The following is a 17,133-nucleotide window of genomic DNA, read 5'->3' as shown; positions in this document are numbered from 1 at the left end:
TCTAGCCTGACTATAGGGAATTTAGTTAGGTATCCGCATCGTCGCGGGTCTCGGAAGGACATCCCATGAGAGACGCAGTGATCGTCGAAGCCGTGCGCACCCCGATCGGGAAGGGCAAACCGACCGGCGCATTGCACCAGGCGCATCCGGTGGATCTGCTCGCCCACAGCCTGCGTGAAGTGGTACACCGCAGCGGCATCGATCCGGAGCTGATCGACGACGTGATCGGCGGTGTGGTCACCCAGGTCGGCGAGCAGGCCGCCAACGTGACCCGTCGCGCCGCACTGGCCGCCGGATATCCGGAATCGGTGCCCGCCACCACCGTCGACCGGCAGTGCGGCAGCAGCCAGCAGGCCATTCACTTCGCCGCGCAGGGCGTGATCGCCGGGGCCTACGACGTGGTGGTGGCCGCGGGGCTGGAATCCATGAGCCGTATCCCGATGGGCTCCAACCTGGTCGGCGCCACCGACCTGGAAGGGGAGGCGTTCAAGCAGCGTTACCCGGACGAGCTCGTGCCGCAGGGCATCAGCGCCGAGCTGATCGCCGCGCGCTGGGGCATCAGCCGTACCGCGATGGACGAGTTCTCCCTGGCCAGCCACGAGAAGGCCGCGGCGGCAACGAAGAACGGTTCGTTCGACTCGCAACTGACACCCCTCGCCGGCCTGACCGCCGACGAAGGCATCCGGGTGGGCAGCACGCTGGAAACCCTGGCGGGCCTGCGTCCGGCGTACTACAGCGAGGAATACGCCGCACGGTTCCCGGAGATCGGCTGGAATGTCACCGCCGCCAACGCCAGCCAGATCAACGACGGCAGCGCGGCGGTCCTCATCACGACCAGCGAGAAGGCCCGGAAGCTCGGCCTGAAACCGCTGGCCCGGCTGCACAGCTTCGCCGTCGCGGGCGACGATCCGCTGCTGATGCTGACCGCGGTCATCCCCGCCACCCGAAAGGTCCTGCAGCGGGCCGGTTTACAGCTGGCCGACATCGATCTGGTCGAGATCAACGAGGCCTTCGCCTCGGTGGTGCTGGCCTGGCAGCACGACACCGGCGCCGACCCGGCGCGGATCAACGTCAACGGCGGCGCGATCGCCCTCGGCCATCCGCTCGGCGCCTCCGGGGCCCGGCTGGCCACCACCCTCGTCCACGCCATGCAGGAACGCGGCGCCCGCTACGGCCTGCAGACCATGTGCGAGGCGGGCGGTTTGGCCAACGCCACCATCTACGAGCGGCTGTGAGTCACCAGGGGCGGCTGGCGTCACCGCCCCGACGGTAGCAACTGCCGCCGGGTCCGGATGGCGAGTGGTAGGCAATCCGGACCCGGGCGCGGTCGATAGGCTCGGCGACGTGAGCGACCTGCTGGATCCCGCGTCCGCCTTCGTCTACGCGATACCGCTGCGCACCCGGTTCCGGGGGATCACCGTGCGCGAGGGCATGGTGATCGAGGGGCCGCTCGGGTGGGGCGAGTTCTGCCCGTTTCCCGAATACGACGACCGTGAGGCCGCGAGCTGGCTCGCGACGGCCGTCGAACAGATCACCGTCGGCTGGCCGAAATGTGCGCGCGACCGCATTCCGGTCAACTGCACGGTGCCCGCGGTCGGGCCGGACCGCGCCCACGCCATCGTCGCCGGATCGGGTTGCCGCACGGCGAAGGTGAAGATCGCCGACCACCCGGATTCGCTGCTCGAGGATCTGGAGCGGGTGGCCGCGGTCCGCGCGGCCCTGGGCCCGGGCGGCGCGATCCGCGTGGATGCCAACGCCGTCTGGGATGTCGACACCGCGGTCGACCACATCGGGCAGATCGACCGTGCCGCAGGGGGTTTGGAATATGTCGAGCAACCCTGCCGCACGATCGAGGAGCTGGCCGCCGTCCGCCGCCGCGTGGACGTCCGCATCGCCGCAGACGAATCCATCCGCCGCGCCGAGGACCCCCTGCGGGTGGCCGTCGCCGAGGCCGCCGACGTCGCGGTGCTGAAATGCACACCGCTCGGCGGTGTGCGCCGCGCCTTGCAGGTCGCCGAGGCCGCCGGTCTCCCCTGCGTCGTCTCCTCCGCCCTGGAGACCAGCATCGGCCTGTCCGCCCAGCTCGCCCTGGCCGCCGCACTGCCGGAACTCGACTTCGCCTGCGGCCTGGGCACGCTGAACCTCTTCGACGGCGACATCGTCGCCGACTCGCTACGCCCTGTCGACGGGTACCTCCCGGTGCCGAAGGGCCCGCCGCGACCCGACCCCGAGCTGCTGGCCCGTTTCAGCCACCCCGACCCCGACCGAGCCGCCTGGTGGCGGGCCCGCCTCGACCGAGTCCGCCGCCTGCTGCCCTGAGGACGGAGCTACGTCGGCGTCCCGATCAGCGGGAGGCGCGCATGTCGGCGATTATGCGGTCCGCGCGCTCGCGGACGCCGGCGGCGTACTCCGGATGAGTCGTGACGTAGAGGCGGTCGGCCTCGACCGCTGCCAGGATGATGCCGGCGGCCTCTCTCGCGGATATGGTCTGGTCGCCGATGGCGGTGATGTCTTTGAACATCGGGCTGATCCGGTCCCACTGCTCGGGAGTGAGGTCGGCGAGCCAGCCCGCCTCCGGATTGCCGCGAAACGCCTCGGGACCGCCCGCGAGGAGGTCGGCAACCCCCTCGGTGGCACTGCGCAACAACCGGGTGTCGACCGGGCCCGGACAGACGACGGTGACACCGATTTCCGGTGCCAGGATGGACAATTCGGCCTGCAGGGATTCCGAGAGCGCGACCACCGCATGCTTACTGGCCGTGTACGGCACATTGAACGGGCCGATGGTCAGCCCCGCGACCGATGCAGTGTTGACGACGTGACCGCGACCGGCGGCGATCATCTGCGGGACGAATGCGCGGATGCCGTTGAGGACGCCCTCCAGATTGACCGCCAGCACCCGCTGCCATTCGGCCGACCCGATCTGCCAGGTCGGCCCGCCCGCGCTGATTCCCGCGTTGTTGAACACCAGGTCGACCTGCCCGAACCGCTCCAGGGCGGACTCGGCCAACTTCTGCACCTGCTGCGCATCGGCGACATCCACGGGCACCGCCAGGGTTTCGGTGGGCACTTCGCCCGCGACCTGCGTCAGCCGGTCACCCTCGAGGTCGGCCAAGACCACGCGCAGGCCGCGCTCTCCCAGCGTCTGTGCCACCGCCTGCCCGATTCCGTTCGCAGCCCCGGTGACCACCGCGACCTGACCGGCTTCCAGTTTCATGGCCTCTCCTTCCGATCCTCCCCTGCACCGACACCTCCGACGTTCTCACGCCCGGCGCACCCCCGTCACCCGATTTCGCTCAGCCGCACCCTTTCTCGGCAAACGCACCCTTCGTGCGTCATTCCGAAGGGACTCGGAGGGGATCAGCCCAGGCGGACACCGCAGCCGAGGAGGGTGGTGCGCAGGACGAGGGCCGCCTCGGGGCCGACAATGCCGTCGACGAGATCGAGGTAGCGGGTGCAGAATTCGGGCCCGTGCGGGGCCAGATCGGCGCCGGTGGGCTCGAGGTGGTGGGCGAGTTCGTGCAGGATCACCAATTCGCGCAGGGCCCAGGCGGTTCCGCGGGCGTGTAAGGGGACGGCCAGGACCGCGCGCTCGGATTCGTAGTGGGCGGCGGTCGCGCCCGCACGGGCCCGGACCGTCACCGGCACGCGGGCCCGATCCCATTGTGCCCGAACCCAGTTCAACGCCAGCACCCGATCGGCATAGCCCTGCACCGATTCCACCGACGCGAACCGCCGCTCGACGGGCAGCGTGATCTGCGATCCGTGCAGTTCCACGGTCCGCACCCCGTATTCGTCGGCCCGGTCGAACATCCGCCGCACCAGCCCCTCGGCGTCGTACACCTTGGCGCGCTGGCCATCACGCGCGCTCACCGGCGAGCCCCCTGGGCGGCCCCGGCGCGCCGACACACGAGCACGCGGCCGACGAACCCGGGGTACGCCGGGTGGCCCCAGGTTTTCATTCGCGGCCGGAACCCAATTGCCCTCGGGCAGAACCGAGTTCCGGCGAGGTACCCAGGCGCGCGGCCCGCCCGGCACGGTCTCCGGCGCGGCGGGCCGCGGCCGAATAGCTCGCCGATTCCTGCGGTCCGCGCCACGTGCCCCGGGCCTCGGATGTCCTGCTGTAGAAATCCTGCAGCTCGAGTTCCTTGTTGCGCAGCGCCAGGGCAGTACCGGGGGCGGTGGTGGGTTCAGCCCGTACCTCGGCCTCCACGTCCGCCTTCACCTCGGCCAGCCGCTTACCCACCCGCGCCGCGAACGCCATCTGGAAGTTCAGCCGCGCCGTCACGGCCGCGACCGGGGCCTGTATGCGCCGCTGCACTTTTCGGCCCCACCGGCTCTCGACCACGATCTTCTCCATCGTCGCCGATCGATAGGTCCCGGATTTGATGTAGTGATCGGAGGCGCGCACCATCTGCACCAGCAGGCTGGCATAGAGCGCCTCGCAGGTCGCGATGTCGGTGTCGAACCCGTAGGCGTAAACCTGGGTGGACGAGCGTGCCACATCGCAGCGCACATCGTTGGCCGCCGCGATCGACACGAACAGCTGTACGTAGGTGCGCAACCCCTTCTTACCGGGCTCCCCGATCGGAATGATCTTCTGCACCGGCGTCGGCCGACGCTCCCGGCCCGCGACGTGGGCGCGAGCCACCGTCAGGTCGATCGACGACCGAGTCGCGAGCCGTTGTGCGGCAGCCAGAAACGCCTCGGCCTCGTGCTCGTTGTCGGTCGACTCGGCCTGGCGCAGCAGCCCGCCGATGCGGGTGAGCAGTTTGTCCTGGGTCAGCTGGGTCGACATCGTGGCCAGGATACGAGAACCCAGCGACACAATCCGCCCGGAACAATGTATCTTGCCTTGTGCAACCGGCTGAGTGTGCTGCCGCTCACGCTCGTTTTCGACCCTGGAGTATCGATGGCTTTGAACAAGGTGTCGTCACGACGCTCGTCCCTCGTGTCCCGAGCCGCGCTGGCCGCTGCCTCGGTGGCGCTGCTGACCGCGACGTTCACGAGCGCCTGCGGGGGCGGCGGCGGTGACAACCCGACGCAAGAGAATCTGAGCGGTCGCGGCCCCATCACCTACGTGGAGGGCAAGGACACCACCGAAACCGGTGCGGTGAAGAATCTCATCGACCGGTGGAATGCCGCGCACCCGGACGAGAAGGTCACCTTCAAGGAACAGTCCAACGACGCCTCCCAGCAGTACGACGACCTGGCCCAGCACCTGCGGGCCAAGCAGTCCGACTACGACGTGATGGCGCTGGACGTGCCGTGGACGGCCGAATTCGCGGCCAAGGGCTGGATTCAGCCGCTGAAGGACAACTTCGCCATCGACACCTCAACCCTGCTCTCGCCGACCGTGGCCAGCGCGACCTACAAGGGCACCCTCTACGCCGCGCCGCGCAACACCAACGGCGGCCTGCTGTACTACCGCAAGGATCTGGTGCCCAACCCGCCCAAGACCTGGTCGGAACTGATCAGTCAGTGCCATATCGCCACCGAACACGGCATCGGTTGCTACGCCGGGCAATTCGCGCCCTACGAGGGTTTGACCGTGAACGCCGCCGAGGTGATCAACGCCTACGGCGGCACCTTCGTGGGCCCGGACGGCAAGACCCCGACGGTCGATGGCCCGCAGTCGCGCGCCGGCCTGCAGGTGCTCGTCGACGCCTACCGCAACGGCAACATCCCCAAGGAGGCCATCTCCTTCAAGGAACCCGAGAGCCAGAACGCCTTCGCCCAGGGCAAACTGCTGTTCCTGCGCACCTGGCCCAACTTCTACGGTGTCGCCAACGCCGACTCGTCGGTGGTCAAGGGCGATACCGGCGTCGCCCCGCTACCCGGTAAGGACGGCATCGGCGCCTCCACCCTCGGTGGCTACAACGCCGCCATCAGCGCCTACTCCAAGCACAAGGCGACGGCGCTGGACTTCCTGCGCTTCATGATCAGCGAGGATGCGCAGCGCATCGTCGCCGAGGGCGCCTTCCCGCCCGTGCGCTCCTCGCTGTACGACGATCCGGCCCTGATCGCCAAGTTCCCCTACCTGCCCGCGCTGAAGGATTCCATCGCCAGCGCCGTGCCGCGCCCGGTGACCCCGTACTACAACGCGGTGTCGAAGGCCATCCAGGACAACGCTTATGCTGCGTTGACCGAACAGAAGTCGGTTGACGACGCGATCACCGGTATGAAGAAGGGCATCGAGGCCGCCGGCTCGTAGCGGACGGCATCGTCGGTGTCGAGAGAGCCCGTAGGAGAGTAGAACGTGTCGGATCCTTCGGGAGCGATCGACCTCGCGCCGCCCTCGGCCGCCCCGGAATCCGCGCCACCACCGCGGGCCGGAGGCTGGTTCCGGAACCCGCTGCGGGGCGCCGGGCGCGCATGGTTGTTCGTCGCCCCCGTGCTGCTGGCGTTGGCCGTCGTCATCGGTTATCCGGTGGTGCGGGCGGTATGGATGTCCTTCCAGAAGGATTCGGGGCTCAACGAGGCCACCGGCATGTTCGAGGAGGGCGGCGCCGCCGGTTTCAGCAACTACACGCACTGGCTGCTGCAGCAGTGCCAATTGCCCGGCGGCGGCATCGAGTCCTGCCCGACCGGCAATCTGGGCTCGCAGTTCTGGGCCGCGATCGCCATCACGCTGCTGTTCACGGTGGTGACCGTGGCGCTGGAGGCGAGCATCGGGCTGGGCATGGCCGTGGTGATGGGCAAGACCTTCCGCGGCCGCGCGCTGCTGCGGGCCGCCGTGCTGATCCCGTGGGCCATCCCGACCGCGGTGACGGCCCGGTTGTGGGAGTTCATGTTCCAGTACGACGGCGTGGTCAACCGGGTGCTCGGCACCCACATCCTGTGGCAGACCGATCCGACCTGGTCGCGGGTGGCGGTGATCGTGGCCGACGTGTGGAAGACCACCCCGTTCATGGCCCTGTTGATTCTGGCCGGGCTGCAGGTGATTCCGGGCGATGTGTACGAGGCCGCCCGGGTCGACGGCGCCTCGGCGTGGCAGCGGTTCGTGCATATCACGCTGCCGTTGCTGAAACCCGCACTGCTGGTGGCGGTCCTGTTCCGGACGATGGACGCGCTGCGGCTCTACGATCTGCCCGCGATCATGACGCAGGGCAATCCGTCGACCCGGACCATTTCCATCCTCGTGGTCGACCAGGTGCGCCAGGGCGCCAACAGTGCCTCGGCGCTGTCGGTGATCACCTTCCTGATGATCTTCGCGGTCGCCTTCGTGCTGGTGAAGGTGTTGGGCGCCAATGCGGTCGCGACCCAGGAAGAACAGCGGAAGGCGCACTGATGGCCACGACGACGATCTCGGAGAACAACGGCGCCGCGGTCGCCGCGGTGCCGTGGACCAAGCGGCTGGGTTCGGCGCGGGTCTACCTCGGCGCACTGATCGTCCTGGTGTGGGGGCTGGGGCCGTTCTACTGGATGGCGGTGACGGCATTCCGCGATCCGGCCTACACCTTCGACAACACCCCGTGGCCGACCCACGTCACGCTGACGAACTTCCGCAACGCCTTCGACACCAGCCGCGGCAACGACTTCGGCCGGGCGCTGACCAACAGCATCGTCATCGGCGCGGCCACCACGGTCATCGCCCTGGTGATCGGGACGATGGCCGCCTACGCGCTGGCCCGGATCTCCTTCCGCGGCAAGCGCCTGGTGGCCGGGCTGATCCTGAGCGCCTCCATGTTCCCGGTGGTGGTGCTGGTGACCCCGCTGTTCCAGCTGTTCACCAATATCGGCTGGATCGGGAAGTACCAGGCGATGATCATCCCGAACATCTCGTTCGCGCTGCCGATGACCGTCTACATCCTGGCCTCGTTCTTCTCCGAACTGCCCTGGGAGCTCGAGGAGGCCGCCCGCATCGACGGCGCGACCCGGTTCCAGGCGTTCCGCCTGGTGATGCTGCCGCTGGCCGCCCCGGCGGTCTTCACCACCGCCATCCTGGCGTTCATCGCCGCAGTGAACGAATACCTGCTGGCCCGGCTGCTGTCCGCCGACGCGACCGAACCGGTGACCGTCGCCATCGCCCGCTTCTCCGGCAACGACCCGCTGGTCCCGCCGTACGCCGCCATCATGGCGGCAGGAACCATCGTCACGGTCCCGCTGGTGATCATGGTCCTGCTGTTCCAGCGGCGAATCATCTCCGGTCTGACCGCGGGCGGCGTCAAGAGCTAGGGACTCCCGGCTGCGCCGGGTACGACGAGTGAAACCGCCGGGACCAGGAGGGTTAGGCTTGCCCAGAGCGGTTACGCACCGAGCACGTGATTTCGCGAGAACATGGGTAACTCGTCGGGTACGCCCAGAAGTCGAGCGGCACCCAACGCAGGACCTGTACGTGACAGTAGAGGCACTTACTCGTATGGCCTGAAGCGCGGGGAGGCGGCACAGTGGGCTCGATCCGCAAAAGGCGGCGGCGTGGTGACCGAGAGAGTGCGCCGTATCCGTCGGTTGCCGGGTGGAACGAGTTGCCGGGGGTCGCTGCCCGCCGCGAACGCGCCAAGAAGGGCAGGCCGAGGCGGCGTCCGAAGCCGGAGGCTCCGGACGCGGACCACCAGCGCCCGCCGCGCACCCGCGGCCAGCGCGTCCGCCGGTTGCTGCTCGCGCTGTTCCTGATCTTCGTGGCCATACCCTCGCTGCTCATGGTGCTGGCCTACTGGAGCGCCGACATTCCCGACCCGACGGCCGTGCAGACCAATCAGATCGCCACCGTCACCGCCTCCGACGGCACCACGGTGCTGGCGAGAGTGGTTCCGCCGGAAGGAAATCGGACACCGGTACCGCTGTCGGACGTGCCGCAGTGGATGCGCGACGCCATGCTCTCGGCCGAGGACCGCGACTTCTATCGCAATCCCGGCTTCTCCGCCGAGGCATTCGTGCGGGCGGCCCGCGACAACATCATGGGGCGTGACGACGCGGGCGGTGGTTCCACCATCACCCAGCAGTACGTCAAGAACGCCTTCCTCAGCTCCGAACGCACGCTGTCGCGGAAGATGCGCGAGCTGATCATCTCCGCGAAGATGGCGCGGCAGTGGAGTAAGGACGACATCCTCGCCGCCTACCTGAACACGATCTACTACGGCCGCGGCGCCTACGGGATCGCGGCCGCCGCCAGGGCGTACTTCGACAAGCCGGTGCCGCAGCTGACCCTGGCCGAGAGCGCCGTGCTGGCCGCCGTCGTGCGCACGCCGTCGATCCTGGACCCGGAAAACCATCTGGCACAGCTGAAGTCCCGCTGGAACTACGTGCTCGACGGCATGGTGACGATGGGAACGCTCCCGGCCGCGGAGCGCGCAACGGTCCAGTTCCCGGCCATCGTGCCGATCACCGCGCTGGCAGACGGCGAGGCGCGCAGTCCGTCCGGTCTCATCCGCACCCAGGTGCTGCGCGAACTGCGCGCCTCGGGGATCAGCGAGGAGGAGATCAACACCGGGGCGCTGCAGATCGTCACCACCATCGACCCCCGTGCGCAGCAGGCCGCGCTGGACGCGGTGCACGGCAGGCTGTCCGGCCAGCCGCCCGAATTGCGCAGTGCGGTGGTCTCGATCGATCCGAGGTCGGGTGCGGTGCGCGCCTACTACGGCGGCGAGGACGGCGTGGGCTACGACTTCGCGCAGGCCCCGCTGCAGACCGGTTCGGCATTCAAGACGTTCGCGGTGCTCGCGGCACTGCAGCAGGGCATCACCATGTCCTATCCCCTCGACAGCTCGCCGGTCACGGTCAACGGCGTGAAGGTCACCAATGTGGAGGGCGAATCCTGCGGCACCTGTTCGCTGGCCGAGGCGTTCAAACGCTCGCTGAACACCAGCTTCTATCGACTCGCCCAGGGCGTGGGCCCGCAGTCCATCGCGAATGCCGCCCATGAGGCCGGGATTCCGGAACAGATTCCCGGCGTGCCGGGGCGAACGCTGACCGAGGACGGCGGCGCCCCGCCGCAGCCGTCGATCGTGCTGGGCGTCTATTCGGTGCGTCCGATCGATATGGCCTCGGCCTACGCGACGATCGCGGCGTCCGGCGTCTACCACGAGCCGTACTTCGTGCAGCGGGTCGTCACCGGGAACGGCCGCGTATTACTGGATCGCGGTGCGCCCGACCAGCAGCCGCGCGAGCAGCAGCGCATTCCGCGCCGGATCGCCGAGACCACCATCCAGGCGATGCTGCCCATCGCCGCCTATTCCAACGGGCACGCGCTGGCGGGTCGGCCGTCCGCGGCCAAGACCGGCACCACCCAGCTGGGCAACACCGGCGCCAACAAGGATGCCTGGATGATCGGTTTCACGCCGTCGCTGTCGACCGCGGTGTGGATCGGCACCGAACAGTCCCAGCCGATCCGCACCGCCCGCGGTGCGCCCATCTACGGCGCGGGCCTGCCCGCCGATATCTGGAAGCAGACCATGGACGGCGCCCTGGCCGGGGCGCCCGTCGAGCAGTTCCCGGTGCCCGAACAGACCGGCAACCCGGTGGGCGTGGGACCGTTCGGCCTCGAGCCCGCTCCGGCGGGCCCGGCCCAGGGACCGTTCGACGTACTCGCGCCCCCGGCCGGCCCGCCGCCCTCACCGCAGCCGCCCCTGGTGATCCCGCCGCCGCCCCCACCGAAGCAGGTGGAGATCTTCCCGGGCCTGAGCATCCCGGTACCCGGGTGACGTCGCGGAAGTGACGGCGGCGTTGTTGTGACGAACCGAATCCGCGTTCCACGACCGTTGCTCAGGACACGCCGATAGGGTGGAGCGCGGTGCGAACTCGGTGCACCGGGCCCGCACGAACGCTGCCCACGAGGCGAGCGGCGCGGGCACGATTCGGTACGAAGAGGTGGCAGGGCTCGACCCGCGAACCGGACATATTCGAGCGGGCCGATGGGCGACGACAGTGGCAGGATGCGGGAGGATGTTCGCAGAGATGGACCACCGCAGGGTGCGGTTACGCTGGCTGCAGACGCGAGCGGCAGCGGGCCGGGATCGGGTACGACCGGGAGCAGGGCTGAGAGCAGGGTGGTCTACCGCACCGACGGAAGCCGGGCGGACCACCACACAACACAAGACATAGGGGCGACACCGGTGGATTTCAATGTCGTTGAGCGCCACGAGACGCTGGTGGCGGGGACGGTGCTACGCAGCCCGGCGCTGGCGGTCGAGGGACCGCGCCGGGTGAAGGTGGAGGAGGCCTGGAAGCGCAACCTTTCGCGCAGTCTGCCCGGACCGCCCGCGACCGCATATGTGGACCATGCGCCGGAAATCGGCTCGTATCTGACCCATATCGTCGGCTACCGCTGCGAGAGCCTGGACGATCTGCTGCCGGGGGACGTGCTCGCGCGCGTGCCCGGTGGCCGGTTCGCCCGGTTCATCCGCAGCGGTGACAACCTCGGCGACACCATCGTGTCGATCTGGCGCGCGGTGTGGGATCTGGAGGCGGCCGGCGCGCTGGTGCGGGCCTATACCGGCGATTTCGAACACTATCCGGACGGGCATACGGCCGAGGTGTTCGTCGCGCTGACCGACGAGGGCACGACCGGCGAGGGCGACAGGTAGGGGACAACCGTGGACTTCGAAATCGTCACCTTGGACGGCAGCCTCGTCGGCGGGCTGACCGTCCCGCTGGCAGGGCGCGAGGTCACCGCGCGTGACCTCGACCTGGTGAACTTCACCTGGGACCGCTACCTGGCGCGGGAGAAGAACGTGCCGCGGGTGGCGGCCTATATCGGCCAGAACGACCATGCCGTGGCGGTACTGGGCTATGAGCTGCGCTCGTTGGACGACCTCGATGTCGGCGACGTGCTCACCCGGATCCCGCCCGGGCGCTACGCCAAATTCGTCGTCTCCGACAAGCCCTACGACCTGCTGCGCACCGCCTGGGCAAAGGTGGCCAAGGCGGAGAACGCGGGAACCATCACCCGCTCGCACACCGCGGAGCTCGAGCGCTACACGGGTCCGACGTCGGTCGAGGTATACGTCTCCCTCGACTGACCGTCGTCGTCCCGGACGGACGAAGGGCCGACGGGAGCAGATCCCGTCGGCCCTATCTCCTTGATGCGTAAGGCATTACGCGCCCTGGATGAACTCCTCCAGCTGCGTGCGGGCGACATCGTCGGCGAGCTGCTGCGGCGGGGACTTCATCAGGTAGGCCGAGGCCGGGATGATCGGGCCGCCGAGGCCGCGGTCCTTGGCGATCTTGGCCGCGCGGATGGCGTCGATGATGATGCCGGCCGAGTTCGGCGAGTCCCACACCTCGAGCTTGTACTCCAGGTTCAGCGGCACGTCACCGAAGGCGCGGCCCTCGAGGCGCACGTAGGCCCACTTGCGGTCGTCGAGCCAGCCGACGTGGTCGGACGGGCCGATGTGCACGTCCTTGGCGCCCAGCTCCTTCTTGATGTTGCTGGTGACGGCCTGGGTCTTCGAGATCTTCTTCGACTCCAGCCGGTCGCGCTCGAGCATGTTCTTGAAGTCCATGTTGCCGCCGACGTTCAGCTGCATGGTGCGATCCAGCTGCACGCCGCGGTCCTCGAACAGCTTGGCCATCACGCGGTGGGTGATGGTCGCGCCGACCTGGCTCTTGATGTCGTCACCGACGATCGGCACACCGGCGTCGGTGAACTTCTTCGCCCACACCGGATCCGAGGCGATGAACACCGGCAGCGCGTTGACGAAGGCCACACCCGCATCGATGGCGCACTGCGCGTAGAACTTGTCGGCCTCCTCCGAGCCCACCGGCAGGTAGGACACCAGCACGTCGACCTTCGCGTCCTTCAGCGCCTGCACCACATCGACGGGCTCGGCGTCGGACAGCTCGATGGTTTCCGCGTAGTACTTGCCGATACCGTCGAGCGTCGGGCCACGCAGCACGGTGACGCCGCTCGGCGGCACATCGGAGATCTTGATGGTGTTGTTCTCGCTGGCGAAGATCGCATCCGACAGTTCGAATCCGACCTTCTTGGCGTCGACGTCGAACGCGGCGACGAACTTCACATCGCGGACGTGGTAGGGACCGAACTTGACGTGCATGAGGCCGGGGACAGTCGCGGACTCGTCCGCATCCTTGTAGTACTGCACACCCTGGACCAACGAGGACGCGCAGTTGCCCACACCCACGATGGCCACGCGAATCTCGGTGGCGTGTTCAGCTGTGTTGACATCACTCATGGCCGTTTTTTCCCTCTTTCTGTGGTGCCGCCTTCAGTGATTGCTCCGCTGCAATCAACTCGTTGAGCCAGCGCACTTCGCGCTCGCTGGATTCGAGACCGAGCTGATGGAGCTGGCGGGTGTAGCGATCCAGGGTCCCGCTGGCCCGTTTGATCGCCTCCCGCAGTCCTTCTCGGCGCTCTTCGACCTGCCGCCGTCTGCCCTCGAGAATCCGCATCCGCGCCTCGGCGGGAGTGCGGCTGAAGAAGGCGAGATGAACGCCGAAGCCGTCATCGGTGTAGTTCTGCGGGCCGGTGTCGGCGAGCAGTTCGTTGAACCGCTCCCGCCCCGCCTCGGTCAATTGGTAGACCCGCCGCGCGCGTCGCGTGACCGCGCCCGCCGGGCTCTCCTCGGCGATCAGGCCGTCGGCCTGCATGCGCCGCAGAGTCGGATACAGCGATCCGTAGGAGAAGGCCCGGAACGGCCCCAGCAGGCCCGTCAGCCGCTTACGCAGCTCGTAGCCGTGCATGGGCGACTCCAGGAGCAGCCCGAGAATCGCCAGCTCGAGCATCGGGCCTCACCTCCTGACTGTTATCTGCAGACCTAACCGATGGATGCAGTGACAAACTATATCGGACTGATATATCTGCGTCGACAGCGTCGCGGTGCACACCCCTGGCCCGCCGCCACGGGACCGCAACGACGGCCCACAGCGCGGCAGCGGTAGTCGGTCGTCCCCGCTACTCTGGTTGTCGTGCGAATTCAGCGGCAGGTAGTGGACTATGCGCTTCGGCGCCGGTCACTGCTGGCCGACGTGTATGCGGGCCGGGTGGATGTCGCCGAGGTATGCGATGCGAATCCGTATCTGCTGCGGGCGGCCAAATTTCATGGGCGGGGGAGCGAGGTCACATGCCCTATCTGCCGAAAAGAGCAGCTCACTCTCGTATCGTGGGTCTACGGCGAGGGGCTGGGGCCGATGGCGGGATCGGCCCGCACGCCCGAGGAGCTGATCCGGCTGGCGGAAACTCGCGAGGAGTTCACGGTGCACGTCGTGGAGGTGTGCCGGACCTGCAGTTGGAATCACCTGGTGCAGTCCTATGTGCTCGGTCGCGCTCCGACGCCCACGCGTCGCCGCACCGGCACCCGCCGGACTGCGGCCGAGTGAGGGGGCTCGCCGCCCACTGACATGCGGAGCACCGGCGTGCCCGCGCGGTCGTGTGACCGCATCCGGACCGTTTCGAGTTATGGAGATCCAGGCTGTGACTTCGCCCTACGACGATGGACCGAACGGCGGCCGCCGTCCGCGCGGCCCGCAACCGGGGCCGGGTGGCTATCCGCCGCCACGTCCCGCCGGACCACCTCCGGGCGCACGGCCACTGCCACCGCTCCGTCAAGGTCCGCCACCCGGCGCCGGTCCACGCCGGGGCGGCCCGGGCGCACAGACTCCGGGCGGCCAACCGCCGCGCGGCCCGGCCGGCCAGCCGCCGCGCGGGCCCAACGGTCAGCCACCGCGTCGCCCCGGCCCGCCGCCGCAGCGCCCCGGTGCGCCGACCGGCCCCCAGGGCACACAGAAACTGGCGGCCGGATCGCTGGGTGAGGCGGGCGCGCAGCGCGGCGGTACGGCGACGCGCCCGCGTCCGGCAGGCGAGGGCAACGGCTCGACCGGTCCGAACACCGGCAGCCGCCGCACGGTCGGCGGGACGACTCCCCCGTCGGGCCCCCCGCCGCGGCGGGGCGGCGGTGGCGGCGGTTCGGGCGGACCCGGTGGTCGTCGTCCACAGGCCAAGAAGAAGAAATCGCCGTGGCGCATCGTGCGCCGGGTGCTGTACGTGTTGGTGGCATTGGCAATCGTGGTGCCCAGTGCGACCTTCCTGGTCGCCTACACCACCGTGTCGGTACCCCAACCGGGCGATCTCAAAACCAATCAGGTCGCGACCATCCTCGCCTCCGACGGCGAATCGGTCATCAGCAAGATCGTTCCGCCGCAGGGCAACCGGACCGACGTGACGATCAACGACATCCCGCCGCATGTGCGCAATGCCGTGATCGCGGCCGAGGACCGCTCGTTCTACACCAACCCGGGCTTCTCCGTCTCCGGTTTCGCCCGCGCGCTGCGCGACAACCTGATGGGCAAGGAGACCGCCGGCGGTGGTTCGACGATCACCCAGCAGTACGTGAAGAACGCGATGGTCGGCAATCAGCACTCGCTCAGCCGCAAGATGCGCGAGCTGGTGATCGCGGCGAAGATGGCGCGGCAGTGGAGCAAGGACGACATCCTCACCGCCTACCTGAATGTCATTCCGTTCGGCCGCGGCGTCTTCGGCATCGATGCCGCCGCGCATGCCTACTTCGACAAGAAGGTCCAGGATCTGACCGTCGAGGAGGGCGCGGTCCTCGCCGCCGTGATCAACCAGCCCTACGGCTTGGATCCGGAGAACAACCCGAAAGGCGCGGAGCAGCGCTGGAATTACGTGCTCGACGGCATGGTCCAGATGGGCAATCTGTCCTCCGCCGATCGGGCGAAGATGGTGTACCCGAAGGTGCAGCCGTCCAGCGCAACCGGTCCCGATTCGGCCGGCTCGGGTCCGGAGGGCCTGATCAAGCGGCAGGTGATGCGGGAGCTGACCGACGCCGGCATCTCCGAGACCCAGATCAACAAGGAGGGCCTGCAGATCACCACCACCATCGATCAGAAGGCCCAGCAGGCCATGGTCGATGCCGTCAACAAGAACATGAAGGGCGAGCCGGAGAATCTGCGAACCGCGGCGGTGTCGGTGGATCCGAAGACCGGTGCGGTCAAGGCCTACTACGGCGGTGAGAACGGCCAAGGTTTCGACTTCGCCAATGCGGGCCTGATGCCCGGCTCGTCGTTCAAGGTGTTCGGTCTGGCGCAGAACCTGGAGATGGGCAAGCCGCTGTCGACGATGTACGACAGCGGGCCGATCCCCGCCTCGCAGAACCACGGCTTCGAGATCACCAACGTGGCCAACGAGACCTGCGGTAATTGCACCATCGCCGAGGCGCTCAAGCGATCGCTCAACACCAGCTTCTACCGCATGGAGATGGATATGGGCCCGTCCGGCCCGTCGAAGATCGCCGAGATGGCGCACAAGATGGGCATTCCGGAAAACATTCCGGGCGTGGGCAAGTCGCTGGTCGAGCCGGACGGCGGGCCGCCGAACAACGGCATCATCCTGGGCCAGTACCAGGTGCGGCCGCTGGATATGGCCTCGGCCTACGCCACCATCGCCGCCAACGGCGTCTACCACAAGCCGCACTTCGTGCAGAAGGTGGTCACCGCCGACGGGCAGGTGCTGCTGGACCGCGGTGACGTCGCCGGTGAGCAACGCGTCTCGGACGCCATCACCAGCAACCTGATCGATGCGATGAAGCCGATCGCGCAGTACTCGCGCCAGCACGGGCTGGCCGGTGGCCGCGAATCCGCCACCAAGACCGGTACCGCACAGCTGGGTGATACCGAAGAGAACCGCGACGCCTGGATGGTGGGCTTCACCCCGTCGCTGTCGACCGCGGTGTGGGTCGGCACCGAGCAGGGTGAGAAGCTGCGCAATGCCGGCGGCGGCATGATCTACGGCTCGGGCCTGCCGTCGGATATCTGGAAGGACACCATGGACGGCGCGCTCAAGGGCACGCCCGTCGAGAAGTTCCCACCGCCCAAGCCGATCCGCGGCCAGGCCGGCGTGCCGTCGTGGACCGCGGCCTACACCCCGCCGTCGACGACCCAGGAGCAGTACCAGCCGCCGGTCGTGGTGACACCCAGCGAGGTCGAGGTGCTGCCGGGCGTCCGGATCCCGGTACCGGGCATCGTGCCCAACCCGCAGTCGCAGCAGCGAGCGCCGCAGCAGCAACAGCAGCAGCAGGGCCCCGGCCCGCTGCCCGGCCAGCCGGTCGCCCCGTCCGACGGCTCGTCCCCGACGACGGCGGAATCCGGTGGTACCGGCGGTAATTCGCGACCGACCGCCGGGAACGGATACGACTCCGGGCGCCGGTAGCCTCAGAT

15 protein-coding genes are annotated in these 17,133 nt (G+C 68.4%); 10 read left to right on the top strand and 5 right to left on the bottom strand.

What is annotated here, in order from left to right; genetic code table 11:
* Positions 1–65 precede the first annotated feature (65 nt).
* Together IU452_RS10395 and IU452_RS10390 are read left to right on the top strand one after the other, a co-directional pair.
* Entirely contained in the window at positions 66–1,235 is a 1,170-nt protein-coding gene (locus IU452_RS10395; protein ID WP_195108736.1) for a thiolase family protein, read from the top strand.
* Between the two features lie 109 nt (positions 1,236–1,344).
* Complete coding sequence (locus tag IU452_RS10390) at positions 1,345–2,319, top strand: o-succinylbenzoate synthase (protein ID WP_195108735.1); 975 nt, start codon at positions 1,345–1,347, stop codon at positions 2,317–2,319.
* A 25-nt stretch (positions 2,320–2,344) separates the two neighbouring features.
* On the opposite strand, the gene IU452_RS10385 is transcribed toward IU452_RS10390, so the two are convergent.
* The 3 genes from IU452_RS10385 to IU452_RS10375 form a co-directional block, all read right to left on the bottom strand.
* Positions 2,345–3,217 (bottom strand): SDR family NAD(P)-dependent oxidoreductase, encoded by an 873-nt coding sequence (locus tag IU452_RS10385; RefSeq protein ID WP_195108734.1) that lies wholly within the window; start codon positions 3,215–3,217, stop codon positions 2,345–2,347.
* Positions 3,218–3,360: 143 nt separating this feature from the next.
* Positions 3,361–3,873 (bottom strand): TIGR04338 family metallohydrolase, encoded by a 513-nt coding sequence (locus tag IU452_RS10380; protein WP_195108733.1) that lies wholly within the window; start codon positions 3,871–3,873, stop codon positions 3,361–3,363.
* An 85-nt stretch (positions 3,874–3,958) separates the two neighbouring features.
* Entirely contained in the window at positions 3,959–4,786 is an 828-nt protein-coding gene (locus tag IU452_RS10375) for a DUF2786 domain-containing protein (RefSeq protein ID WP_195109001.1), read from the bottom strand.
* Positions 4,787–4,912: 126 nt separating this feature from the next.
* On the opposite strand from IU452_RS10375, the gene IU452_RS10370 reads away from it, so the two are divergent.
* The 6 genes from IU452_RS10370 to IU452_RS10345 all read left to right on the top strand — a co-directional run bounded on the left by IU452_RS10370 (position 4,913) and on the right by IU452_RS10345 (position 11,960).
* On the top strand, positions 4,913–6,214 hold the full coding sequence (locus IU452_RS10370) for an ABC transporter substrate-binding protein (RefSeq protein WP_195108732.1): 1,302 nt from the start codon (positions 4,913–4,915) through the stop codon (positions 6,212–6,214).
* Positions 6,215–6,259: 45 nt separating this feature from the next.
* Complete coding sequence (locus tag IU452_RS10365) at positions 6,260–7,291, top strand: carbohydrate ABC transporter permease (protein WP_195108731.1); 1,032 nt, start codon at positions 6,260–6,262, stop codon at positions 7,289–7,291.
* Entirely contained in the window at positions 7,291–8,178 is an 888-nt protein-coding gene (locus tag IU452_RS10360) for a carbohydrate ABC transporter permease (protein ID WP_195108730.1), read from the top strand. Before IU452_RS10365 ends, IU452_RS10360 begins: the two co-directional genes overlap by 1 nt.
* Positions 8,179–8,468: 290 nt before the next feature.
* Positions 8,469–10,643 (top strand): transglycosylase domain-containing protein, encoded by a 2,175-nt coding sequence (locus tag IU452_RS10355; protein ID WP_228817107.1) that lies wholly within the window; start codon positions 8,469–8,471, stop codon positions 10,641–10,643.
* A 411-nt stretch (positions 10,644–11,054) separates the two neighbouring features.
* Positions 11,055–11,525, top strand: a complete 471-nt coding sequence (locus IU452_RS10350) for a GyrI-like domain-containing protein (RefSeq protein WP_195108729.1) — start codon at positions 11,055–11,057, stop codon at positions 11,523–11,525.
* A 9-nt stretch (positions 11,526–11,534) separates the two neighbouring features.
* A complete protein-coding gene (locus IU452_RS10345) occupies positions 11,535–11,960 on the top strand; it encodes a GyrI-like domain-containing protein (RefSeq protein ID WP_195108728.1) in 426 nt (141 codons plus the stop codon).
* A gap of 75 nt (positions 11,961–12,035) precedes the next feature.
* On the opposite strand, the gene IU452_RS10340 is transcribed toward IU452_RS10345, so the two are convergent.
* Positions 12,036–13,133: an inositol-3-phosphate synthase gene (locus IU452_RS10340; protein WP_195108727.1), complete on the bottom strand. Its 1,098-nt coding sequence runs from the start codon at positions 13,131–13,133 to the stop codon at positions 12,036–12,038.
* Positions 13,126–13,683: a PadR family transcriptional regulator gene (locus tag IU452_RS10335; RefSeq protein ID WP_195108726.1), complete on the bottom strand. Its 558-nt coding sequence runs from the start codon at positions 13,681–13,683 to the stop codon at positions 13,126–13,128. Before IU452_RS10335 ends, IU452_RS10340 begins: the two co-directional genes overlap by 8 nt.
* A gap of 183 nt (positions 13,684–13,866) precedes the next feature.
* On the opposite strand from IU452_RS10335, the gene IU452_RS10330 reads away from it, so the two are divergent.
* Together IU452_RS10330 and IU452_RS10325 are read left to right on the top strand one after the other, a co-directional pair.
* On the top strand, positions 13,867–14,277 hold the full coding sequence (locus tag IU452_RS10330; RefSeq protein WP_195108725.1) for a DUF5318 domain-containing protein: 411 nt from the start codon (positions 13,867–13,869) through the stop codon (positions 14,275–14,277).
* A 211-nt stretch (positions 14,278–14,488) separates the two neighbouring features.
* Positions 14,489–17,125, top strand: a complete 2,637-nt coding sequence (locus IU452_RS10325; protein WP_416382307.1) for a transglycosylase domain-containing protein — start codon at positions 14,489–14,491, stop codon at positions 17,123–17,125.
* Positions 17,126–17,133: the final 8 nt, after the last annotated feature.

The sequence above is a fragment of the Nocardia transvalensis genome (assembly GCF_015477765.1).
In the GTDB taxonomy this organism is placed as follows: domain Bacteria; phylum Actinomycetota; class Actinomycetes; order Mycobacteriales; family Mycobacteriaceae; genus Nocardia; species Nocardia transvalensis_A.
This window is presented reverse-complemented; position numbering and strand designations above follow the sequence as displayed.

What these genes read in the sequence shown, in the direction of transcription:
- IU452_RS10360 (WP_195108730.1), top strand. Translation starts at nt 7,291, where the DNA reads ATGGCCACGACGACGATCTCGGAGAACAACGGCGCCGCGGTCGCCGCG.
- IU452_RS10340 (WP_195108727.1), bottom strand. Translation starts at nt 13,133, where the DNA reads ATGAGTGATGTCAACACAGCTGAACACGCCACCGAGATTCGCGTGGCC.
- IU452_RS10385 (WP_195108734.1), bottom strand. Translation starts at nt 3,217, where the DNA reads ATGAAACTGGAAGCCGGTCAGGTCGCGGTGGTCACCGGGGCTGCGAAC.
- IU452_RS10370 (WP_195108732.1), top strand. Translation starts at nt 4,913, where the DNA reads ATGGCTTTGAACAAGGTGTCGTCACGACGCTCGTCCCTCGTGTCCCGA.
- IU452_RS10395 (WP_195108736.1), top strand. Translation starts at nt 66, where the DNA reads ATGAGAGACGCAGTGATCGTCGAAGCCGTGCGCACCCCGATCGGGAAG.
- IU452_RS10335 (WP_195108726.1), bottom strand. Translation starts at nt 13,683, where the DNA reads ATGCTCGAGCTGGCGATTCTCGGGCTGCTCCTGGAGTCGCCCATGCAC.